The sequence below is a fragment of the Streptomyces europaeiscabiei genome (assembly GCF_001550375.1).
Taxonomy (GTDB): Bacteria; Actinomycetota; Actinomycetes; order Streptomycetales; family Streptomycetaceae; genus Streptomyces; species Streptomyces europaeiscabiei.
This window is the reverse complement of the sequence record NZ_LRTR01000820.1, coordinates 1-19,853: the sequence shown is the minus strand read 5'-3', so window position 1 is coordinate 19,853 and position 19,853 is coordinate 1. Positions and strand designations below refer to the sequence as shown.

General features: G+C 69.6%; 16 protein-coding genes, 1 other RNA gene and 3 pseudogenes. 6 read left to right on the top strand and 14 right to left on the bottom strand.

Annotated features, from left to right (window positions below):
* Positions 1 to 47: 47 nt before the first annotated feature.
* Both AWZ10_RS40915 and AWZ10_RS47005 read right to left on the bottom strand, forming a co-directional pair.
* Positions 48 to 722: pseudogene (locus tag AWZ10_RS40915) on the bottom strand (SWIM zinc finger family protein); the annotation flags it as partial.
* Positions 668 to 1,179, bottom strand: a pseudogene (locus AWZ10_RS47005) (transposase family protein); the annotation flags it as partial. The pseudogenes AWZ10_RS40915 and AWZ10_RS47005, both read right to left, overlap by 55 nt.
* Positions 1,180 to 1,307: 128 nt before the next feature.
* Here AWZ10_RS47005 and AWZ10_RS40905 point away from each other — a divergent pair.
* Positions 1,308 to 2,246, top strand: coding sequence for a hypothetical protein (locus AWZ10_RS40905; RefSeq protein ID WP_060893615.1), 939 nt, complete (start codon positions 1,308 to 1,310; stop codon positions 2,244 to 2,246).
* A gap of 41 nt (positions 2,247 to 2,287) precedes the next feature.
* Here the strand turns inward: AWZ10_RS40905 and AWZ10_RS40900 are convergent, their stop codons facing one another.
* The 6 genes from AWZ10_RS40900 to AWZ10_RS40875 all read right to left on the bottom strand — a co-directional run bounded on the left by AWZ10_RS40900 (position 2,288) and on the right by AWZ10_RS40875 (position 9,179).
* On the bottom strand, positions 2,288 to 2,989 hold the full coding sequence (locus tag AWZ10_RS40900) for a hypothetical protein (RefSeq protein WP_244172719.1): 702 nt from the start codon (positions 2,987 to 2,989) through the stop codon (positions 2,288 to 2,290).
* Between the two features lie 83 nt (positions 2,990 to 3,072).
* Positions 3,073 to 3,825 (bottom strand): IS5/IS1182 family transposase, encoded by a 753-nt coding sequence (locus AWZ10_RS40895; protein ID WP_060893613.1) that lies wholly within the window; start codon positions 3,823 to 3,825, stop codon positions 3,073 to 3,075.
* A gap of 144 nt (positions 3,826 to 3,969) precedes the next feature.
* Positions 3,970 to 5,415: a DUF6177 family protein gene (locus AWZ10_RS40890; protein ID WP_060893612.1), complete on the bottom strand. Its 1,446-nt coding sequence runs from the start codon at positions 5,413 to 5,415 to the stop codon at positions 3,970 to 3,972.
* A complete protein-coding gene (locus AWZ10_RS40885; protein ID WP_244172718.1) occupies positions 5,412 to 6,278 on the bottom strand; it encodes an immunity 49 family protein in 867 nt (288 codons plus the stop codon). Before AWZ10_RS40885 ends, AWZ10_RS40890 begins: the two co-directional genes overlap by 4 nt.
* Before the next feature lie 13 nt (positions 6,279 to 6,291).
* Positions 6,292 to 8,790, bottom strand: coding sequence for a hypothetical protein (locus AWZ10_RS40880; protein ID WP_159058540.1), 2,499 nt, complete (start codon positions 8,788 to 8,790; stop codon positions 6,292 to 6,294).
* Entirely contained in the window at positions 8,790 to 9,179 is a 390-nt protein-coding gene (locus AWZ10_RS40875) for a DUF6507 family protein (protein WP_060893610.1), read from the bottom strand. The genes AWZ10_RS40880 and AWZ10_RS40875 overlap by 1 nt, the downstream gene beginning before the upstream one ends.
* 473 nt (positions 9,180 to 9,652) lie before the next feature.
* On the opposite strand from AWZ10_RS40875, the gene AWZ10_RS40870 reads away from it, so the two are divergent.
* Entirely contained in the window at positions 9,653 to 10,828 is a 1,176-nt protein-coding gene (locus AWZ10_RS40870; RefSeq protein WP_060893609.1) for a DUF6907 domain-containing protein, read from the top strand.
* A gap of 245 nt (positions 10,829 to 11,073) precedes the next feature.
* On the opposite strand, the gene rnpB is transcribed toward AWZ10_RS40870, so the two are convergent.
* From rnpB to AWZ10_RS40850, 4 genes and pseudogenes are all read right to left on the bottom strand, one after another.
* Positions 11,074 to 11,486, bottom strand: an RNA gene (rnpB, locus tag AWZ10_RS40865) — RNase P RNA component class A.
* A 136-nt stretch (positions 11,487 to 11,622) separates the two neighbouring features.
* Positions 11,623 to 12,339, bottom strand: a pseudogene (locus AWZ10_RS56075) (DMT family transporter); the annotation flags it as partial.
* A 133-nt stretch (positions 12,340 to 12,472) separates the two neighbouring features.
* Positions 12,473 to 13,303: a helix-turn-helix domain-containing protein gene (locus AWZ10_RS40855; protein ID WP_060893607.1), complete on the bottom strand. Its 831-nt coding sequence runs from the start codon at positions 13,301 to 13,303 to the stop codon at positions 12,473 to 12,475.
* 63 nt (positions 13,304 to 13,366) lie between these two features.
* Positions 13,367 to 13,948 (bottom strand): Uma2 family endonuclease, encoded by a 582-nt coding sequence (locus tag AWZ10_RS40850; RefSeq protein WP_046705439.1) that lies wholly within the window; start codon positions 13,946 to 13,948, stop codon positions 13,367 to 13,369.
* Positions 13,949 to 14,130: 182 nt separating this feature from the next.
* On the opposite strand from AWZ10_RS40850, the gene AWZ10_RS40845 reads away from it, so the two are divergent.
* Both AWZ10_RS40845 and AWZ10_RS40840 read left to right on the top strand, forming a co-directional pair.
* Entirely contained in the window at positions 14,131 to 14,910 is a 780-nt protein-coding gene (locus AWZ10_RS40845; protein WP_060893606.1) for a MerR family transcriptional regulator, read from the top strand.
* Positions 14,907 to 15,533: a hypothetical protein gene (locus AWZ10_RS40840; RefSeq protein WP_046705441.1), complete on the top strand. Its 627-nt coding sequence runs from the start codon at positions 14,907 to 14,909 to the stop codon at positions 15,531 to 15,533. Before AWZ10_RS40845 ends, AWZ10_RS40840 begins: the two co-directional genes overlap by 4 nt.
* On the opposite strand, the gene AWZ10_RS40835 is transcribed toward AWZ10_RS40840, so the two are convergent.
* On the bottom strand, positions 15,484 to 16,959 hold the full coding sequence (locus AWZ10_RS40835; RefSeq protein ID WP_060893605.1) for an RNB domain-containing ribonuclease: 1,476 nt from the start codon (positions 16,957 to 16,959) through the stop codon (positions 15,484 to 15,486). The two genes, AWZ10_RS40840 and AWZ10_RS40835, sit on opposite strands and share 50 nt — an antisense overlap.
* 200 nt (positions 16,960 to 17,159) lie before the next feature.
* Here AWZ10_RS40835 and yaaA point away from each other — a divergent pair, with 200 nt between their 5' ends.
* Both yaaA and eda read left to right on the top strand, forming a co-directional pair.
* Complete coding sequence (gene yaaA / locus AWZ10_RS40830; protein WP_060893604.1) at positions 17,160 to 17,942, top strand: peroxide stress protein YaaA; 783 nt, start codon at positions 17,160 to 17,162, stop codon at positions 17,940 to 17,942.
* A gap of 91 nt (positions 17,943 to 18,033) precedes the next feature.
* Positions 18,034 to 18,708 (top strand): bifunctional 4-hydroxy-2-oxoglutarate aldolase/2-dehydro-3-deoxy-phosphogluconate aldolase, encoded by a 675-nt coding sequence (eda, locus tag AWZ10_RS40825; RefSeq protein ID WP_060893603.1) that lies wholly within the window; start codon positions 18,034 to 18,036, stop codon positions 18,706 to 18,708.
* Here eda and AWZ10_RS54625 read toward each other — a convergent pair.
* Positions 18,683 to 19,828: a bifunctional RNase H/acid phosphatase gene (locus tag AWZ10_RS54625; RefSeq protein ID WP_341846117.1), complete on the bottom strand. Its 1,146-nt coding sequence runs from the start codon at positions 19,826 to 19,828 to the stop codon at positions 18,683 to 18,685. The genes eda and AWZ10_RS54625 overlap by 26 nt on opposite strands.
* Between the last annotated feature and the right edge of the window lie 25 nt (positions 19,829 to 19,853).

Below are 19,853 nucleotides of genomic sequence, written 5' to 3'. Positions count from 1 at the left end.
GCTGTGGCCACACACCACGGGTGGCTCCGCCGTTGCGGGGCCCCAGCTCACAGCCCCTGATCGTCCATCAGCCCCATCAGGTTCCGCTTGCGTCTCTGGGAGGCGCGCAGGGCGGCGGCGTACGCGGTGAACATGTCCGGTGTGCCCAGGCGGTCGTGGCAGTCCCGGATGCTCAGCAGCAGGGCGACGAGCTGCTGGTAGACCGTGTTGCCGGTCTGCGTGGACAGCGGCTCGGCCAGGCGGAGGTAGATGTCGAGTGCGTCGGCGGCGCGGTTGGGACGGATCTGGTCGGCGAGAGTGAGCCACTGTCTGTCGTGGGCGCCGGTCTCCACGGCGGCCTGCCACGCGGCGGCCCCGTCCTTGTCGTCGAGCAAGGCGTCGACCAGGACGGAACCGCCGTACCGGCCCTGTTGCTGCCGCTCCGCGTCGGCGCGCAGCACAGCCAGCGCTCCCTCGCGCTCGGCCGGCCAGCAGTCGGCGGCCCGTGCGGCGGCGCGCAGTTGCTGGTAGGTCAGCAGGGAACGGCGGGCGCCGAAGTGGTCGCGGCGCAGGGCGACGGTGTCGGGGAGCCGGGCCGCCTGTGCGTAGCGTTCGCAGAGGTGGTCGACGAGGGCGGTGTCGACGGCGGCGAGGTCCTGGATCTCCTGGACGCCACGCTCAGCCCAGGTCAGGGCCTCGTCGGGGCGCCGGGCAGTGTCCAGCTCGCGGGCGATGAGCAGCGGAGCTTCCGCAGGAGGCGCCAGCCCTTCAAGACGGCCATGGCCTGCTCGCCGACGCCCCGGATCTTGGCGTGGCTGTTGTTGCGCGCCGTCGCTTCCAGCGCTTGAGCCGACGACCCCGGAAGGGGACTCGGATGTGCCGTCCGGCGCCTTGGTACGCCTTGTCCGCCCAGCACTTCAGTCCCGCGGCGGCGAGTGCGTCGACGATCCCGCGCTAGCGGGCAGCGGTCAGGTCTTGGGTGGAGCCGGGCAGGGCCGGGGAAGCCCACAGCAGTCGGCCGAACGTGAGGACCTGAACGTTCATGCCGTGCCGTTTGTGTTTGCCCGAGTAGTACGGGGTTTCGACGGTGATCTTGTCGATCGGCAGCAGTGTGCCGTCCAGGATGACGCACGCCTTGGCTGTGGCGGTCTTCATGGCCTCGGCCAGGGTCGGGGCGGCGGCCAGGACCTCGATGGCCTCACGCCGGGCCACGCCCACGACCTGACCGGACGCTTCGGTATGCCCAACTGCCCAATGCTGTCAAAGCGGTGGCGCGCCGACAGAAGCAGGATGTAACCTCCTCTCTAATCCAGAGAAGAGGAGTCGCCATGGCGACGCGGGTTGACTTTAATTTCGGTGACGACGGAAGCCAGGAGAGCATCGTGATCTCCTCCGACCAGCTCGCCCGAGTGGTGCGCGCCGCACTGCAAGACAAGGTGCTGCTGTCGGAGCAGGCCGCGCCTCATGACCTGTGGCGGGACATCGAAGCCGTGACCAGACTGCTGGAGGGCCTGGAGGAATGGCGGGAGAGGGCCATCGTGGCGGTCGACGAAAGCGGCACCGTGGACCGGAGCGCCCTCGGCATCGCCGCGAGCATGGGCGCGGCAAAGCTGTACGACCTGCTGGAACGGCACGGCCGGCCACGCAATCAGACACGGCTGACCCAGGTGGAGGTGCTGGAGAGCCGGGTGACAGGCGAGGAGGGAGAGTGGGACCCGGCCCGCGTCGTCGCCACCATGAACAGCTACGGCTGGGAGACCGACGACAAGCGGGCCCGCGCACTGCTGCGGATGCTGACCGAGCAGGAGGTGCTGGAAAAGATTCCGAACCGAGGCGGACGCGCCGTCTACCAGGTCGTCGGCCCTCGGGACTGGCTGTACTGCCTGGACCCGGAGCGCGACACGATCGAGAACGGCCCCTCCACCCCAGCGCGGGTCGCGAGGTTGGCGCGCGAAGACTCCGGTCCGACCGAGTGGTGGCTCGGGAAGCCGCTGAAGCGGATGAGGGACGGCGACCGGCTGTGGATCTACTTCGGCGGGGTCGAAGGAAAGATCGCGGCGATGGCGCATGTGAAGTCGCCGCCGCGACCGGCGCCGGCCGGTTCGCAAAAGCCGTACGAGTTCGACGCCGAACTGGACCTGAAGGCGACCACGGCTCTGTCCAAGTCCCCGGTACGGCTTGAGGAGATGGAGCAGAAGCACCCGCAGGCATGCGGGGAGATGCGGGCGGCGGACGTGAAGCTGGCCGAAGCGCGTGCCAACCTCTGACCGCCCCTCCCGCTGGGCGCGCACCGCACCGCGGCGCGTGCTCAGCTCTTGAGGGCTTGCTCGATCCGCTCGAAGTCCTCAGGGCTGAAGTTGCCCCGGCTAATCTGCACGCTCCGGTTTTGTTTCGGCGTCACCACATTCGGATACGACGCCAACTCCGGCACGGCGATCTTCCAGGTGGCCGCGATGCGCCCGAGGACGATCACCGCGTCACGGGACATGGCGCGGCGCACCAGGTAGAAGGCGAAGGACTGGGAGGGCAGTGTGTACGGGATCGGCCACCACGATTGCGAATGGTAGCCGTGGAACTGCACGGCAAGGATCTGCCGGGCGAGTTCGTCGTGACTGTGCCCCTGCTTCGTCAGGCCGTTCAGGGTCCGGGACCACCACCGGAGTCCTGGATGGTCCTTGTCGGGGTACGTCAGGAAGTGGTTGGGGGTCCCGCCGGCGTTCGCGATGTGTTGCAGGGTTCGCTCGGTCACGCCGGGCCGGGCGTAGGCGGCCGGGTCTGCGTCGCTCACGCCCGGGTTGGCCAGCAGCATGACCAGGGGCGCGTCGTGGAGGCCGATGAACGGTTCCGGCGGGAGTGTCAGGTTGAGCTGGTACGGCGCGTGCGAGGGGTGGACTTGGGTGTCAGCGAGGGCTTGCAAGTGCGGCAGGTCTTCGGGGACCGCGTACGGTGCGTTCCTGGTCGTGCGGGTCCACGGATTGAGCACCTGATCCCCCGCTATCCGCGTCGTCATGGCATGCAAGCCTACGAGCATCCTGCGAGCGGACCGTCGCCGCGCCGGCCAGCCATCGGCGCAGGGAGCCCTTCCCATCCTGATCAGGTGGCGAGTTCGAGGGCAACGACGGCACGGACAGCGACTGTGATCCGGGGGGTGCTGCAGCGGAGTTTCCGCAGGAGCCGCCAAGACTTGAGGATGGCCATGGCGCGTTCGCCAAGGCTGCGGATCTTGGCGTGATCGCGATTGTGGCGTCGTCGCCAGCCGCGCAGGTGCTTGCCACGGATCGGGACACGGATCGCAGAGCCAGCGCCCTGGTACGCCTTGTCGGCCCAGCACTTGATGTCGTCTGCGGCGAGGGCGGCGGGCATGCCGTGGGTGCGGGCCGCGGTCAGGTCGTGTGTGGCTCCCGGCAGTGCGTCCGAGGCCCAGATCAGGCGTCCCGCGGGATCGGCGAGGACTTGCACGTTCATCCCGTGGTGCTTCTTCTTCCCGGAGTAGTGCGGCTGGTCGGCGGCGATGCGGTCGATTGGTAGCACGGTGCCGTCGAGGATCACGTACGCCTTCTTCCGGACGATCGTCATGGCCTGCTCCAGCGTGGGCGCGAGGGCGGCCAGCAGGTCGACGGCCTCACGTATGTAGCGGTAGGCCGTGGCGATCCCGATGCGGAAGCCCGCGGTAAGGCGAGCGTAGGTGTCGCCGGAGCGCAGGTGTGCCAGGACGAGCAGGGCCTGCCGGCCACAGGTCAGGCGACGCCAGCGTGAACCGATCCGACGACGGTGACCTGCGAGAAGACCGGAGAGATGCCCCAGAGTGCGGCTGGACAGATCGATGCCGGACGGGTAGACAAGCACGCGAAAGCTCCTGGCGGACTGGTGATCTTGGTCGTGAACCCGTCTACCAGGAGCCTTCTTCATGTCCGCCGCCGGGGCTGCCGGCCCAACCACCCGTGAGGTTGGAAGAGGTTCACTACCTATATTGCGCTCGGTCGCGCTCACTCATTTCAACATCAGGCCGATTCGCTCCGCTCCAGGAGTGGCCTTGAGGTGGGCGGTGAGATGTTGGAGCACAGTCCATGCGTCGGCGTCGGTTCCGTCGCCCAAGCGGTAGTAGAGGGCTGGGTGCGTGTGTGTGCCGAGTTGTCGCGGGCGCGGGGCGAGGGGTGGTCTTCGGGCGTGGATGAGGCCGATCGCTTTGAGGTCTCGGGCGCCGAGGGTGAAGGACACCGGGATGGGCGGGGCCTCCAGACGCGGGGTCAGCGTCAGGTCCGCGCGCGCTGCTCGGAGCGTGGTAAGCATCGACACCAGGCCGTCCTCGTCGACCAGCGCGGCGGCAAGGGACTCGACGGCGTCCAGAGGGACGTCCGCAGCGGACGTGTATCCGAGGGTGAGCGTGATGTCCTGGGCGACGCCGGCCTTCGTACGCGCCGTGCGGAGGGTGGCGATGGACGGATGATCCGCTGCGCCGATCGCGACAAGATGAGTCGGAGCAGGCGACCGGTCGCGGGCCAGATCCGTCAACTGGCGCGGTGACCAGGGCAGGTTGACCGGCTCCGACGTACTCCACCCCAACGGCGCCGAGCCCGTCAGATGGCGCCAGGCGGTCTCCAGACCGCGGCCGAGGACCAGGTCGGCGGTGGGGGCGTGGAGCGTGCGGAACGTGAGGGTCAGCTGGCGTTCCGGGGTGGGCTCGGTGTGGCGGGTGAACGCGTCGGCGACCGTGGTGCCGGTCGGGAGAAATGTGCCCTGCTGCCAGGCGAGGGGGACACCGGACAGGCCGTCGTAGTAACCGCCGGCCGGGTCCTGGACCACCCACCGGTTGGGGGCGCCCCGCAGCGCCGTGCGCAGGGGGAGAGTGAGCCGGGCTTGGGGCGGGGTGACCAGGTGCAGGGCTCGGCTGGTGGCGCTCGTGGTGCGGAGTACTTCGGAGAGCCAGGTGGTGAAGGCGAGGACGGGGCGGTCGGAGATGACGACCGCCGTGGAGTCGGTCAGGACGTCGACCGAGGGAACGGTGGGAGCGGAGGGGGCGACGACCTCCTGTGCGTCATCGGCCGACTGGTCCTGCGGGATGGCCACCACGCGTGTCGTACCTGCGGCGCGTGGCCACACTGTCCCGCCGAGCAGCGTGGTCAGGCGTCCGCACAACGATTCAGCGAGAGCTTCTGCTTCGGGTACCGAGGTCGAGGCGCGCGTCTCGGTCCACCAGTACGGCGGCGGGGGCGCTGACACATCGGGGCCGAGGAGGCGTTCCGCTTCGCCGGGTATGTGGACCAGGAGCGGCGCCTCGACGGAGACCAGCGGACGGCCAACGCTTGTGCACAGCTGAAGGACGCCGCCGTCACCGGTAGAGGTCAGCCCCAGGTCGAGGCCGCCTGCTGAGAGGCCGGCGATCAAGGAGCGGGTGTCCGGCATCTTCGGGGTGAGGGCTATGACGTCTTTGGTCACGTCGGGAACTCGCCCACCCAGGAACGTTCGAGGAGGTGCTTGGGCAGGTACGCGGATTCGACGTCGACCGGGATGTCCGCGTCGAACGCCATGCAGGCGACGGCCAATGGGGCCAGAGCCACCAGGCCTTCGCTGCTCTTTGACCGTGTCTCGTTCTCGGTCCAGTACTCGCGATGCCAGGTGAGTGCTTCCGCAAGAGCGGTGTTGAACGGCTCCGGCTCCTGCCGCTGGTAGCGGTGGAAGATCTCCAGCGGCGGGTAGAGAATTTTCAGCATCAGTTCGGCACTGGCAATGTGGGGGGCTTCGGGGTCCGTCCCATCAATCGCGGCGGCCAGGGTGTTCCAGGTTTCCGGGCGGCCGAACCAGGCATTCTGCAGGGTCTCCACCCAGGCGTAGATGTACTCGTCGAACTCCACACCTGATGCGCGCAGGAATGAGACGGGTACACGGGCGAGTTGGTCGAGACGCTCGTTCTCCCGGCAGATCACCGCCAAGTAGTACGTGGTGAGCCAGTTGCCGGCGTGCAGATATTCCTGCGGGCCGGTTGCTGGAAGGTTCTTGGTCTCACCTTTGCTTCCGATACGGCATGGGACAGGGCCTTCCGCAGCCGCTCCAGAGATGAACAGGCCCGATCCGACCTGCATCGCGGTGACCCAGGTCTCCCACGTCGAAAATTCCTCGCCCGAGGGATCCGTCAGGCAGTTCCATTTGGCGACAGTCAGTGAATAGTCCAAGGCGTCGAAGCGGTCGAACTCTGATGTTTCGAGTTCAGCAAGTGCTTCGTCGTTGCTTTGGACGATCGGCGCCATGGCTTCGGCCACGTTGTCCACGGGGAAGTCGTGACGGGGAATATGGATGACCACGCGCCTCCCTTTCTCAGTTGATTTTCATGTGTTCGATCACGACGCCAGCATAGAGGGTGCCGTCCGGCTCCTGGACCTTGACCAGGACGTACTGCAACTTCCTGTCCTTGAGCGCCTGTCTGAACTCTCGCGCGAGTTCGGCGTCCCGACCGCCACGTTTCGTCATCTCGCCCAGGATGGTCCGCAGGTACAGATGCGTTCCTTGCTTCACTCGCATACCGGCCGCCCCGCCGTCGTCGCCGACGTGCGGTCGCGCAGGATCCTCGGGGTCGGCTCGCCCCTGTCGCCATTGGAGATCGTTTCCCGGCGCCTTGTCCTCAACGATCAGGATCTTGTCGTCCTCAAGCCTGTATGCGCCATCAAACATGTGGGCCCCGGTGGGCGTCTTGGGGAGGTCGATCTCCTGAGCGGCCGGGAACTCGCGTCGAATGGCGTGGAGCCTGGAGGCGTCCTCACCCAGCTTCTCGGAGATCTTGCTGTTCGGAGGCACGTCTCCGAGCTGTTTTCCGTAGGCCTTTTGAGCAGCGGCAAGGGCCTCGCGGTTCGATGTCGAGGGCGTCTCGTCGAAGGCCTTCTGCGCGTTCATGAGGTCCATATAGGCGCGACGGTCGGCGGTCCTTCTGTCGAGCCTCGGAAGAACGTCGTCGGGGGCGGTACTCCGCGGAAGCGGCTTCGCGCCGAACCGGGTTTCGGACGGACCACTCGGCAGGTCGTGCTTGGCCACGAAGCGCCCTTGAGCATCCTTCGCGAGCTGGGGAAGTTCGACGCCGTCCACCAGCCCGATATGGGGTCTCCTGCGTCCGAGGGTGTCGTAGTGCTTCTTGCGCCACTCGGGGTCTTCGTTGGCCCTCCGGACATGCTCGTCCTGAATGGCCTTGCGCTCGGCCGGAGTCAGCTTCCGCTGTCCTTCGTCCCGGGAGCCGTCGCCGTCCGCCCGATGCTCATCGGGCCCTGCCGACCGTGTGGCGCGGTCATGCGGCCCGCCATGTCCAGGACCGGAACCGGTTGGGGTCCCCCTGCCCGTTCCCGGACCGTCTCCCGAACCATGCCCGACACCGTTGCCCGGAGCGCGCTCGCCCGTCCGGCCCACGTCGGCGACGGAATTCGTCCCCGCGTGAGCACCGACGAGTTCTGGCTCCCGGGTTCCTGTTACCGGGGCGCGAGACGTGGAGTCGTCCCCGGCGCGGGCGGCGGCCGACGGCTCGGCCTTGGCCTGGGAGGCGTGCTGGTGAAGGGTGCCGTCGGCGTTGAGCAGGTGGCCCTTGTCGGTGAGGTAGACGACCCTTCCGGTCGCGTCGTCGACGTACGGGATCGCGTTGTCGGGAACCTTGGGCGACCGGAGGGCATCGCCTCGCTCGAGCAGGTCCAGTGTTGCCCCGGAGTCCAGTCTCTTCAATGTGCTGAAGGCGTCACCGACTTTGACGTAGGCGAACTTGCCCGCCTTGCCGACATACGTGAACGGGTCGACGGCCCGGCCGACCTTGCCCACGACCGACACGGCACGAGCGGCCGCTCCGGTCCGGCCGGCACCGGTGGCCGCCGCGCCCGCCCCTTCGGTGCCCAGCAGGCCCAGGACGTTGAAGCTGACGGCGCCAGCAGCCCGGGCCGGGTTGCTCTCCCACGTGTCCCAGGCGACAAATCCCTTGACGGTCTGCTTGTAGGTGGTGCGGGAATCGCGCAGCCACGAGGGGAGTTTGTCGTCGGGCACCAGCCACCAGGTGCCGAGGGTGGCGCTGGTCAGGAAGGAGGCAGTGCCGAGCTTGGCCAGGCCCGTCCACGCCTCGCCCGCCGCGTCCGAGCCGTCCGCGCCGAACAGGGTGCCCACGCCATGGACCGTGCCCATCACACCGTCGGTCCAGAAACCGTCCCAGACCTGCCCGGACGTGTGCGTGAACCAGTCCCAGCCCTCGTACTCCTGCTCGACAGCCGCGCCCCACGGGGTCTCCCCGGCGTGATCGAGGTCCTCGGCGCGATAGCCGTACATGTTCTCGCCGTGCGAACCGTCATCGACGGTGAGCGTGGTGCCGCCGACGAGGGCGGTGATCTTGTTGTGGCAGGCGCGTTCAGCGGCCTGGAAGGCGGCGACTGTCTGGTTGACCTCGCGCCATAAGCCATTGTTGGTGTCGACCTTGTCTTTGTCCTTGCGCCAGTCGTCGTCCCCCGCGACCGAGTCCACGAACGTCCGCGCGTCCGCCTTCAGGGTGGCCAACTTCTCCACCAGCGGCCTGACTTCGACACCATACTCATCCAACGCGCCAGCGACCTTCTCCAGATCGTCCGCGAACGCGTCCGCCTTCGCCTTCACCGGCTGCGTGGAGGAGAACAGGTCATGGGCCTCCGGGGCACGGTAGAAGGCCGACAACCCCTGGAAGGCGGTGTGCAGATCCGCGCCCGAAGCCCGGAACTGACCCGCGTTCGCGTACAGCAACATCACGTCGATGCCAAGGGTGGACAGATCCCCGAGGAACTGCGGTATCCCCGACGGGTCGATCAGCTTCGCCTCGTCCGCCATCACTGACCCTTGGCCGGCGAATCGACCCCAGGCAGCTCGACCTTCGGTTCCTTGGCCGCTTCACGCTGTGCGTTGGCCGCCAGAGTCAGGTCGCCCTCGACGTAGTGCCCGGTGGCCTCCGCAGCCCCGCTCAGCGACTTGGACGCCCGCTCGGCGATATAGAGCAGGTCATGGCTCCACTGCTGCAGAAACTCCCCCAGCGCCGCGCCCACCACGCCAACGGTGCTGGTGTAGGGCCCGTACTGACTGGTGATCATCCCCGCCGCCGAGGCGGCCTCCTCCAGGTTGCCCTGCATCGCCGAACCCGCCTCCGACAGGTTCTTCCCATGCGTACCCGACGTCTCCAGAACACCGCGCACCCCGACCGGGTCTATGTCCCACCCCGTCACACCGCTCTCCCAACCCCCGTACACGCCAAGAGCCACCCGATACAGAGCGTCAGCCCCTGCCGCCGCACCGACTGTCCCGACAAGACGAACGTCTCATCGATCATCGAACATGCTCTCGCGTACGCCACTGCGGACACAACATCGTGCTGCGGCATGAGGCTGGAACCAGTCACTTCACACGGCGAGGACGGGCGCCTGCTCGCCCCCCTTCAACCGAAGCGTCGCCACTACTTCGCCGACATCACGTTGTCTACACAGCGCCCCACCGTGCTCCGCTTCGCCGCAAAAGCCGCGCAGTGTACCGCCGAGCAGCCAGTTCTGAGGCAAGTGCCGCCCGAACGGAGAGGCAGGTGCCTGACCTTGGCGAGGCTGGGCGACCACGAGGACCGAAGCAGCAGAGCAACCGTGCATTCGACAGTCGCGCCCACAGGCCAACGTCTCTGCCCCAGCCTTTCCGCAACAAGGAGAGAAGCGTGAGCATCATCGCAACGACAGCCACTGAGAGCGACGAGGACTTCCCCGCCCGGGCCCTCCAACTTGCCGACGCCCCCTCGATGCCCCCGACCGAGGCAAGCCTCGAGCCCAGTGACCGGCAGCCGTGCACTGTCCACCCAGACTGGTGCACAGAAACCGGCAACCACTACGACCACTTCGGAACCCTGCACACCGTCAAGGGCAATGACGGCCGGGAGCTGCTGAATGCGTACCTTCTGGATCTGTCTGGTTCGAAGCCGATCATCGGTCTGGGCGACACGGACACGACTGCGGCCGAGGCCCGCGTCAAGGCGACGGAGCTTCGCAGGTTCGCCGACGAGCTCGAGACCCTCGCGGACAAGGTGGAGGTCTCCGCCAGCCACGAGCCATCGGGCACTCCGCAGATGACCGCCTGCCCCGCCGGCGTCTCGTTCTGCGATGGAAACCCCAGGGACCACGAGGACCCGCGCGAACACCTTCACCACGGCCCGCTAATCGCCATGGGTGCTCACCGCCCTTACGCCTGTCAGCGCAGGGACGGCATCATGGCGTTCCAATTGTCCCAGGTCGACGACGAAACGCCCGGCCAGGACTTCGTGGCCGGCGGCGACTGGCCGACGCTCGACCTCGGAGAGGTCGACGAACTGATCAGCGACATGAGCGCGCACCTGGCGAAGCTCCGGGCCGCACGTACGCAGCTCGCGTGCCTGGTATCCGGGCGGACCGGCGAGACGGCCGCAGCGCTTGACCGCACCTGGATGTACGACGACAGATACGGCACCCGGCACACCGTCACCTGCCCGTCCTGGTGCACGACGGACCACACCTTTGAAATGAAGGGCAGGCCCCACCCCGCCGACGTACACCACCAGATGTACGGCGCTGTGGCCTCTGCCGAATACACCGAGGAGTACGAGTCCTGGCAGGTGCTCTGCGCACACCTCGCCGTAAGTCCGGACTCGACAGGCAGCCCGGCCTACCGAGTCCCGCACGTACTGGTCGAAGTAGCCGCCGACATGTACACCCGCCCGATGGGTCCGGACCAGCTGGCCGAGTTCATCGAAACGGTGGCCGGGCAGCTGGAAGAGCTTCGCGCCATGCACCCTCGGCTCACCGCAGCCCGCGCCGAATGGGCCGCGCGGAACGACACGACGGCCGACGCCGAGGCCGCGTAACCCCGCCGGGCCAGGACCGCCACGATGCCCGCGGCTCCAGCGCCATGCTCCAACAGCTGTCGCGAACACCCAGCTCAGAGGCGTCGCCCGCCCCTCCGCTCCAGGGACTTTTCAGGGACTTTCAGCTCTGTCCGAGGGACTTCCGAGGGACTTTTTGCCGCCTAACACGGCAAGCTCCTGAAAGATCGGAAAGGGCCTCCATCGCAGATCAGAGGCCCTTTCCCAGGCAAAGCCGCAGGTAGCGGCAGACGAGTCGGGCTGTACGCCGGGTTCTGTCGCCCGGTCGCCTCGCGGCGGCCGGGGAGACGGCCATCCATCTAGGGCCGGCGTTGCCGCCGGCCTCGTGCGGTCTACCCGCGGACTCGGGCGGGCAGCCCTCGAACGTCCGCGCAGGGTCACCCTTCTTGCGAAGAGGTGGCCCCTCTTGACCTTGCTCCGGGTGGGGTTTACCTAGCTGCCCAGGTCGCCCTGGGCACTGGTGGTCTCTTACACCACCGTTTCACCCTTACCCAGCGCCTGAGCGCTGGGCGGTCTGTTTTCTGTGGCACTGTCCCGCGGGTCACCCCGGGTGGCCGTTAGCCATCACCCTGCCCTGTGGAGCCCGGACGTTCCTCGGGGAGGTCCGTGAGGACCTTCACGCGGCCGTCCGCCCGGCTCGTCTGCCGTGTCGACCATGCTACCCGGCGCCCACCAGTCCTCTGTCCCGTCGAGGCCGTCGAGGCCGTCGAGGCCGTCGCCAGGAACGAGCCCGCCAGGATCAGGGCGAAGGACGCCAGGATTCCGGGTGTGAGGCGCTCGTCCAGGAAGAGCGCGCCTGCCGCCACCGCCACCGCCGGGTTGACGTACGTGAAGACCGTCGCCCGTGTCGGGCCCACCTCTCGGATCAGTTCCAGGAAGCCCACGAAGGCCAGGGCCGTGCAGATCACGCCCAGGGCCGCGAGGGACACCAGGGCGGAGGTCGAGGGGAGGGTGGACGGGCGGGTGAGGGCGGCCGCCGGGGCGTAGACGACGGCCGACAGGAGCAGGACCGGGGCTATCAGCTGGAGGGTGGGGACCTGCTTGAGGTGGCGGGCCATGATCAGGGGGGCCGTGGCGTAGCCGATCACCGTGATCAGGACCTCGGTGAGGGAGAGGACGTTGCCGCCGGTGAGGTGCGGGACGGTCAGGACCGCCACGCCCGCCAGGCCCAGGGCCAGGCCTGTCGTGCGGCGGGCTCCCAGCCGTTCCGTGTCGCCGAAGAAGCGGGCCAGGAGGACGCTCACGATCGGTACGCCCGCGATCAGGAGGCCGGCCGTGGAGCTGGAGAGGTGGCGTTCGGCGTCGGTCAGCGTCCACCAGGGGCCGATGACCTCGATCACGGCGAAGGCGAGCATCGGACGCCAGTGCTGCCTGACCACGGGGATCAGCCCTCCCTGGCGCATCGCGAAGGGGAGCAGGAGGGCCGCGCCCAGGGCACAGCGTACGAAGACGACCATGGACGGGGAGACCTCGTCCACCGCCACTTTGATCATCAGGTAGGGGATGCCCCAGAGGACTCCCATCAGGGAGAAGAGGAACCAGCCGCGTGCAGTCATGGGGTGAGTTTCTAGGCAGGGGGCGCCATCCGTCTTGAACGCTGTTGCGCGCCCACTGCCCCCGGCTTCTCTACGGCCGCACGCTCGTCCGGTACGCCGCCGGCGTCACCCCCAGCACCCGTCTGAACCAGCGCGTCATGTGGGCCTGGTCCGCGAACCCCACCTGGCCGGCGACCTCCGCCGGGCGGGCGCCGGCCTCCAGCAGCCCCCGGGCCCGGCTCACCCGGTGCTGGGCCAGCCAGGCGTACGGGGGCATGCCCATCGTCGTGCGGAAGGCTCGCAGGAGTTGGTAGCGGGAGAGGCCCAGGTCCGTGGCGAGGTCGGCGAGGGAGGGTGGGGCGAGGAGTTCGTCGGCCAGACGGTCGCGTACGGCGAGGGCGATCGTGCCGGCGCCGGGGATCGCGTCGGGGGCTGCGCGGGACGTCGAGTGGCGGCGGGCCAGGGCCGTGAGCAGCCAGGGGAGGCGGGACTCAGCCTCCAGGGGGTCGGGGCAGGTGCTCAGCTCGGTGTGGGTGGTGCGCAGGGCGGCGGCGAGTTCGGGGTCGTGGACGAGGGGGTCGCGGAAGTGCGGGGTGCCGCCGAGGATGCCGTCGGTGAGGAGGGCGGGGGCCGGGTAGAGGGCGCGGTAGGCGTAGGTGCCGTAGGCCGACTCTCCGGTGTGGACCTCGCCGGGGGCCAGGACGACGATCGAGCCCTCCCCGACCCTGAGGCCACCGCCCCGGTAGTCGATGCACGAGGCGCCGAGGACGCAGATGCCGATGCTGAATTCCTCGTGGGTGTGCGGGGCGTAGCGGTGGTGGTCGAAGCGGGCGGTGAGGAGGTCGAGGGGGCGGTCGGGGCGGCCGAGGGTGGCACGGGTCCACCGGGTCTGTTCCTGTCCGCCGCCGCCCACCTGACGCACCCCTTCCGATGACTGTAAGGGGGCAACACCTGGGGGTCACGCTTCCATACCGTGGTCAGAGACTCAGAGAAAGTCCGCCGTGTCCAGGTCGAAGGTGAAGGGCTCGGGGAGGGCGATCGGCTTGCCGAAGGGGACGGTGTGGCGCTCACGGTAGTCGCCCTGACGTGGATCGCTGAGGAGCGTCACCGCGGAGGCGTCGCGGTCGACGAGCAGATACAACGGGGTCCCGGCGCGCGCGTAGCAGCGGCGCTTGACCTCGCGGTCGACCTCGGGCCTGGTGGAGGTCACTTCCAGAACCATGGACACGCCTTGGCAAGGCATCCAGGGGTCCGCGCCCCGGTAGAGCCGCAGTGCCTGGACAGCGAAAGTGCCGTCCGGGATCACGTAGTCCTTCGGGCATCCGTCCGCCTTCCCCAGCCGCAGCCCCTTGTTCCCGGAGAATTGCATTTCGGTCCGCGACCGCTTCATCACCTGGCTCACGATCAGACCGATGCAGTCCTCGTGGTCCCCGTCCGACGGCGCTGTCACTACGATCTCCCCCTCGATCAGTTCTGCCCGGAGACCCTCCGGGGTGCGTAGGGCGAGGAAGCCCTCCAACAGGACTTCCGCCTCCTGCATGAGCGGCTTGCGGGCCACGGCAGCCATGTCACATCCCTCCGTCCTCTGTCGCTCGCCAGACTGAGACATCGGTTGATCTTTTGGCCATGAGATCGGGACCGTTCCCTCGAACGTGGCACCTGATCACCGTGGTGACTGATCGCGGTCACCAATCAGTCCCCCGGCCCGTCGCTTGACCCTGCCGCAGCGTCAACGTTTCTACTGGTCGTATGCGGATCGGAGAACTCGCCGCGACTGTCGGGGTCACCCCGCGGGCCGTGCGGCATTACCACCACCTCGGGCTGTTGCCGGAACCGGAACGGCGGGCGAACGGGTATCGGGACTACACGTTGCGGCACGCGGTCGTGCTGGCGCGGATTCGGCGGCTGACGGAGTTGGGGCTCGGGCTGGCAGAGGTGCGGGACGTGCTCGCGGACGATGCCGGACGTGAACTCGTCGAGGTGCTCGGGGAGTTGGACGAGGATCTGGCTCGACAGGAGACGGAGATCCGGGAGCGGCGGGGGCGGTTGCGTGTCCTGATGGAGGACGCGCGTGCCGGGCGGTTGCCGGCCGAGGGCCCTGTGTCCCCGGAACTCGCCGCCCTCTTCGGGAAGTTCGGGCCCGCGCCGCAGTCCCCGATGGCCGCCAGGGACCGGGAGGTGTTCGCGTTCCTGGAGACGACCGCTACGGCAGAGGTACGGGCGGGGATGCTCGCCGGACTGGAGAGCATGGTGGCGGTCCCCGGCGCGGTGGAGCGGGCGCACGAGGCGTACGCGCTGCTCGACGCGCTCGCCGACGCCGAGCCCGACGACCCCCGAGTGGCGGAGGCGGCCCGCGTGCTGGCCGGTCTCATCCCGCCGGAGATGGTCCCGCCGGGCACCGACATCGACCTCGACAGCAGCAACAGCGGCACCGGCAGCTTCCTGCGCGCCTTCTACGCCGACTTCGCCCCGGCCCAGGCGGAGGCCATCCGCCGCTCGCTCCGGATACTGATGGAGGACCGCCGATGAGAAGCGCCCACCGGATCGTCCGCTCTCTCGTACGTCATGAACTCCTGTTGCTGGGGAGCGTGTTGCGCTGGATCGCGCGTCGACCGCACGGGCTCGGCGAAGGAGGGCGGGCGTTCGGGTACGCGCGGGGTCAGGGGGCCATGATGTTCGGGTTCGGCTTCGTGTGTGTCGTCGAGACCGTGACCATGTCCGTCCTGCTGCACGGCTTTCCCCTTGTACATCAGGTCTTCCTCGTCCTCGACCTCTACACGATCCTCATCGTCGTCGGGCTCCACGCGGCCTCCGTGACCCGCCCCCACGTCCTCGCCGGCACGACCCTGCGCCTGCGCCGCTTCGCCACCGTGGATCTGTGCGTACCGCTCACCGCTGTGGCGTCGGTGCGCCGTGAGCTGCGTACGACGCACGACAAGCGGGACGGCGAGCTCAACATGGAGGTCGGTTCCCAGACCACCGTCACCGTCGAACTGGACGAGCCCGTCGCGTACTTGACCTTCTTCGGCCGTCGCAGGGAAGTACGCCTGGTGCGCTTCCACGCCGACGAGTCCGATCAGCTCGTACGCCTGCTGCGGGAGTTCACGCCGGAACGAACCGCACCTTCGCCACTCCCGGTTCCGCCTGCGTGAGCCGTACCCGCAGCCGCTCCCCCAGCGGCAGCCGGCCGCCGGGGGTTCCCACCACGCGGCCGATGACGGCCGGAGACTCCAACTGCACCGTTCCGATGGTGGGCCGGTCCTCCTCCACGTCCACCACGCACCCCTCGAAGACCTCCCCCACGCGGTCCCTGAGCAGCGCTGCCTCGACGATGTCGACGCACTCGCGCTCCACGCGTCCGGCCCGCCGGGTGCCCTCGGCCATCTCGTCGGGCAGGGTGTCGAAGGCCGCCAGGACCCAGTCGGGGGTCGCGGTGCCGGTGGCCGCCGCGAGGCAGATCTCCGAGGCGTAGCGGTCCACGAGGCGGCGGAGCGGGGCCGTGCAGTGGGCGTAGGGGGCGGCGACGGCGGAGTGGGTGGTGATGTCGGGGAGGCGGCCGTCGCGGAAGGGCGTGTAGTGCGCGCCGCGGAGCAAGGTCGTGCACTCCAGGAGGAAGGCGGCGTGGCGGGGGTCGTGCGGATCGAGGGAGCGGACGAGCCGCGCGTACGAGACGTGGTGCGGCCAGTCGATGCGCAGGGCCTTGGCGGTGCGGCGGAGGCGGCCTACCGCGCCATCCGGTGCGGCGGGGAGGGTGCGCAGTACGCCGGTGCCGTGGGCGAGCATCAGTTCGGCCGCGGCCATGCCGGTGAGGAGGGAGATCTGGGCGTTCCAGCCGTCGGCGGGGAGGGGGGTGCGGTAGACCGGCTCGTAGCTCTCGCCGCCGTCGCCCGGGGCGCCGTGCTCGACGATCTCCTGCTCGGGGACGTTGAGGGAGATGCCGCCCCGTTCGACTTCCAGGCGCTCGCGCAGTTCGCCGATCTCCTTGAGCAGGGCGAGGGGTTCCTCGGCGGTGCCCGCGTCGATCTGCTGCTGCACGCCGGCGTAGTTCAGCTTGGCACGGCTGCGTACGAGGGCTCGGCGGACGTCGACGGTCTCGGTGCGGCCGTCCGCGTCGAGGTCCAGTGTCCACAGGACCGCCGGGCAGGTGTGGTCCGGGAGGAGGCTGGCCGTGCCCTCGGAGAGACAGGCGGGGTGCAGGGGGACCTTGCCGTCGGGGAAGTAGAGGGTCGTCACCCGGCGGTGGACCTCGGCGTCGAGTGCGCCGCCGGGGGTGACGAAGGCGGCGACGTCGGCGATGGCGTACCGGACGCGGTAGCCGCCATGCCCTCCGTCGCCCGGCCGCCGCGACAGGTGCATGGCCTGGTCGAGGTCGGTGGAGGTGGGCGGGTCGATGGTGAAGAGGGGGATGTCCGTGGCGTCGTACGACGGCAGGCGCGGTGACTTCGCGGCGTGCTCCGCCTCGACGAGGACCTGGAGGGGGAAGACGTCCGGGACACCGAGGTCCCCGCGCAGCGCGCGCAGGGCCGCCCGCAGGGGAGCGTCTGCGGCGCCCTTGACGCGGAGATGGCGGCTGGGCATGGGTCGAGCGTAGGGCGGGGTGGGCGGCACGGCACCCCGGCGGCGGCATCCTGGTCTGCCGCACACCAGGAGCACCTTGGCCGGAGGCCCGCACGCCCACGTCCCCTGGCCCTCGCCTGGCCTGGCCCTGGCGGGTCCCCCTCTCCCCACCCCGTACGCTTTTGCGCAGCCCCGAGACCCCCCGAGAACAAGGAGTGCCCGTGCTCGTCCTGCTGCCCCCGTCCGAAGGCAAGGCCCCCTCCGCGGGTGGCGCTCCGCTGAAGCTGGAGGGGCTTTCGCTGCCGGCGCTCACCGGGGCGCGGGAGGCGGTGATCGGTGAGCTGGTGGAGTTGTGTGCCGGCGACGAGGACAAGGCGCGTGAGGTGCTCGGGCTGAGCGAGGGGCTGCGCGGGGAGGTCGCCAAGAACGCGGAGCTGCTGACGGCCGGGACGCGGCCGGCCGGGCAGGTCTACACGGGGGTGCTGTACGACGCCCTCGACCTGGCCACCCTGGAGACCGCGGCCAAGCAGCGGGCCGCTCGCTCGCTGCTGGTCTTCTCGGGGCTGTGGGGCGCGGTCCGCGTGACGGACCGTATCCCCTCCTACCGTTGCTCGATGGGCGTCAAGCTGCCCGGCGTCGGCGCGCTCGGCACGCACTGGCGTACGCCGATGGCGTCGGCGCTCCCCGAGGCCGCCGGTGACGGACTCGTCCTGGACCTGCGGTCCTCGGCGTACACGGCCGCGTGGAAGCCGAAGGGCGAGGTGGCGGGGCGGACCGCCTCCGTGCGGGTACTGCACGCACCCACCCGGAAGGTCGTCAGCCACTTCAACAAGGCGACCAAGGGCCGCATCGTACGGAGCCTGCTGTCGGCCGGGATCGCGCCCAAGGGCCCGGCGGAGCTGGTGGAGGCCCTGCGGGACCTCGGATACGTGGTGGAGGTGGAGCCTCCGGCGGGGGCCGGGAAGGCGTGGGCGTTGGACGTGCTGGTGGACGAGGTCCACTGACCCTCCCCCGCTGCCCCTCTCCCGCTCCCTCGACGTTGCAACATGCGCAACGCGCGTTGTGCATGCTGTGGCTCCCGGGCAGGATGACGGCATGCCCTCATCGCTGCCCCCGTCGTCGTACGTCTCCGTCCTCGACCTGGCACCCGTGCTGCCGGTGGTGGTCGTCGACGACCCCGCCGACGCCGTGCCGCTCGCGCGGGCGCTGGTCGCGGGCGGGCTGCCGGCGATCGAGGTGACCCTGCGGACGCCGGGCGCGCTGGACGCCGTACGGGCGATCGCCGCGGACGTTCCGGCGGCGGTGGTCGGAGTGGGTACGGTCGTCACCCCGGCGCAGGTGACGGAGGCCGTCGCGGCGGGCGGGCGCTTCCTGGTCGGTCCGGGGTGGACGGACGTACTGCTGAAGGCGATGCGGGCGTCCGGGGTGCCGTTCCTGCCGGGGGTGTCGACCGCGTCGGAGGTCGTGGCGCTGTTGGAGCGAGGGGTGCGGGAGATGAAGTTCTTCCCGGCGGAGGCGGCGGGCGGTACGGCGTATCTGAAGTCGCTGGCCGGGCCGCTTCCGCAGGCGCGCTTCTGCCCGACCGGGGGGATCGGCGCAGGCAACGCGCCGGAGTATCTGGCCCTCCCCAACGTCGGTTGCGTGGGCGGCACTTGGATGCTGCCGGAGGCTGCCGTGGCCGCGCGGGACTGGGGGCGGATCGAGGGTTTGGCGCGTCAGGCGGCGGGCCTTTCGCGAGCGGCTTTCAGCGCAGGTGTGACGTGTCGTTGAGGAGGCGGAGGGTGGCGTTGCCGTCCGCGTAGTAGGCCAGGGCCGACAGGGACGCCGCCGAGAGTTCCATGCGGAACAGGGACTCCGGGGGTGCGCCGAGGGCCAGGCGCACGAGGGTCTTGATCGGCGTGACGTGGCTGACGAGCAGGACGGTACGGCCCCGGTGCGCCGCGACCAGCTCGTCGCGGGTGGCGGCGACGCGGTGGCCGACGGCCTCGAAGCTCTCGCCGCCGCCGGTGGGTTCGGCGTCGGGGGAGGTCAGCCAGGCGGTCATGTCGTCCGCGTACCGCTCCCGCACCTCGCCGAAGCTCAGCCCTTCCCACGCACCGAAGTCCGTCTCCCGCAGCCCGTCCTCGACCGTCACCCCGAGCCCGAGCCGGGCCGCGACGATGCCCGCCGTCTCCCGGCAGCGGGCGAGCGGCGACGACACGATCTCCTGGATGGTCCCGCGGGCGGCCAGGGCAGCGGCGACCCGCTCCGCCTGATAACGGCCGATGTCGGACAGAGAGGGGTCCGACCCGCCGCTCCCCGAGAACCGCTTCTGCGGGGTGAGGGGGGTCTCGCCGTGGCGGAGCAGCACGAAGGTGGCGGGGGTTCCGAGGTCGGGGGCGGTGGAAGCGACGTTCCTGGCGGCACGGCTGTCGGCGGCGGCTTTGGCCGACCGGGTGCCACCACCGCGCTCCGCCGCGCGGTCGGCCGGGGTGGGAACGGGAGCTGCGGACGAGGCGGCAGGCGCCGAGGACGAAACGGCAGGTGCACCGGCCGAACCGGCAGGTGCAGCGGACGAACCGGCAGGTGCAGCGGACGAACCGGTGGAAGACGTCGCGTCGCGAGGATGCGCAGCCGAGAAGGGGGAGGCCCTCACAGCGTCGGCGGCGCCCGGCGAGGCAGCCGGATTCTCGGCGGCGCCCGGCGAGGCAGCCGGAACCTCACCAACACCAGGCGGGGCAGCCGGAACCTCGGCATCACCCGGCAGGCCGGCGGAAGCAGCCGAGGCGTCGCCGGGAACGTCGGGAACATCGGGCAACAGACGGGGGTCCGGGGCGGCTTCGACGGCGCTCGCCGGGGGCGACGTCGCCGCGTGACCCTTGGCCTTGGTCTCGCCTCGCGCTCCCGCCAGCGCCGCCCGCGCCCGCGCGGCACCG